Source organism: Aerococcus sp. L_32 (assembly GCF_050689315.1).
Genome location: NZ_JBOEQF010000385.1, coordinates 1 through 1,825, shown reverse-complemented (window position 1 = coordinate 1,825; position 1,825 = coordinate 1). Strand labels below are relative to the sequence as shown.

Below are 1,825 nucleotides of genomic sequence, written 5' to 3'. Positions count from 1 at the left end.
GTCAGTAGATTTTGAATTATCTGACGTTGAACCAGTTGAAGTGGACCGTATTTTAAACGCCATTATGGAAAATGAAGCATATATTCGTTTACGTGACGGTCGTATTATCGACGTCCAAAATACCATGGACGACGAACAGAAACGTATGCTTCAACAAATCTCTGCAGCTAATAACGAATGGCAGAACGGGGACGTGGTCCCCATTTTCCAAACGCTGCGGTTCCAAACCTTGGTGGACGGTAATGAAGTATTTGAGGAATTCTACGACGATATCGTACGAGCTAAAGATAAAGACTACACGCCATCAGCTAGCTTAAAGGCTACCTTGTCTGACTACCAAGAGACGTCAGTGAAATGGTTTAGAGGACTTGCCAAATACCAATTGGGCGGCCTATTAGCAGATGAGATGGGGCTAGGAAAAACAGTTCAAACGATTTCCTTTATCCTAGACTATATCGAAAATAATCCGCATGAAAAATCATTGGTATTAGCGCCAGCGTCTGTTTTATATAACTGGGCACATGAATTTAAACGATTTACGCCATCCTTAAATGTAGCAGTAGTTGACGGGACCATTGATGAACGGGAGGCGATTCGCCGAGATGATACTATCGACGTATGGTTGACTTCTTACCAATCGTACCGAAATGACCAAGAGGCTTATCAAAAAGTGAATCTGGACATTTTAGTCTTAGATGAAGCGCAAGCCATCAAAAATGACAACACCATCTTATATAGATCGGTCAAGAAACAAGTGGCGGCGATGCGGATTGGTTTATCAGGGACACCAATGGAGAATAACTTGAATGAGTTCTGGGCCTTGATGCAGATTATCGTGCCTGGATTATTACCGAATAAGCATGAGTTCCAAAAATTATCAGTAGGAGAAATTGCCCGAATTGCTAGTCCATTCGTCCTACGTCGTACCAAGAATGATGTGGCCTTACAATTACCGACGAAAACTGTTACGGATAGATTTAGTATGCTGGACCCTGAACAAAAGAACATTTACCTGGCCTACCTGAAGAAAATTCAAGATCAGTTAAACAACGATTCGTCGGACGCAGGACATGTGCATATGGAATTATTGGCGGGGATTACACGATTGCGTCAAATTTGTTGCCATCCTCGTTTAGTGAAAAATGACTACACTGGTCAATCCGGTAAGTTCGAATACTTCAAGGTCATGTTGAAACGTGCCATCGAATCAGGTCGTAAAGTATTGGTATTCTCTCAATTTACGAGCATGTTAGATGTGATGTCTGAGTACCTAGCTGAAGAGGGTATTGACTACTACATGATGACTGGTCAAACCAATAAAAAAGTCCGTCAAGAACAAGTAGACGAATTCAATACCGGCGATAAATCAGTCTTCTTGATTTCATTACGTGCTGGCGGGGTAGGGATCAACTTGACTGGCGCAGATACTATCTTCTTATATGATTTATGGTGGAACCCAGCAGTTGAAGAGCAAGCTATTGGCCGTGCCCACCGGATTGGTCAGAAGAAAGATGTTGAAGTTGTTCGCTTTATTACTGAAGGGACAATTGAGCAACGTATTGCTGAACTTCAAGAAGAGAAGCGCTACCTATTCGAACAATTATTTGATGACGGTGACCAAGCAGGTAGTCAAAGTCTAAGCTTGGATGACCTGAAATTTATCCTTGGCGTGAGCCAAGCCTTATAAGTATAAATACCAACCATGACTGTTTCGCCCTTTTTCAAATAATGGCTTGAAAAGGGTGGTGGATTATGGTAATATATTCGAGTGTCAAATGACACATATTTCACACCTTATGGATGGAATCGCGTGGTGCTAGTATTC

1 protein-coding gene is annotated in these 1,825 nt (G+C 42.0%); it reads left to right on the top strand.

The annotated features are described in order from the left end of the window. Positions 1-1,687 (top strand): SNF2-related protein (locus ACRCJ0_RS13195; protein ID WP_431390713.1); only part of this gene is annotated, 1,687 nt, incomplete at its 5' end. Positions 1,688-1,825: the final 138 nt, after the last annotated feature.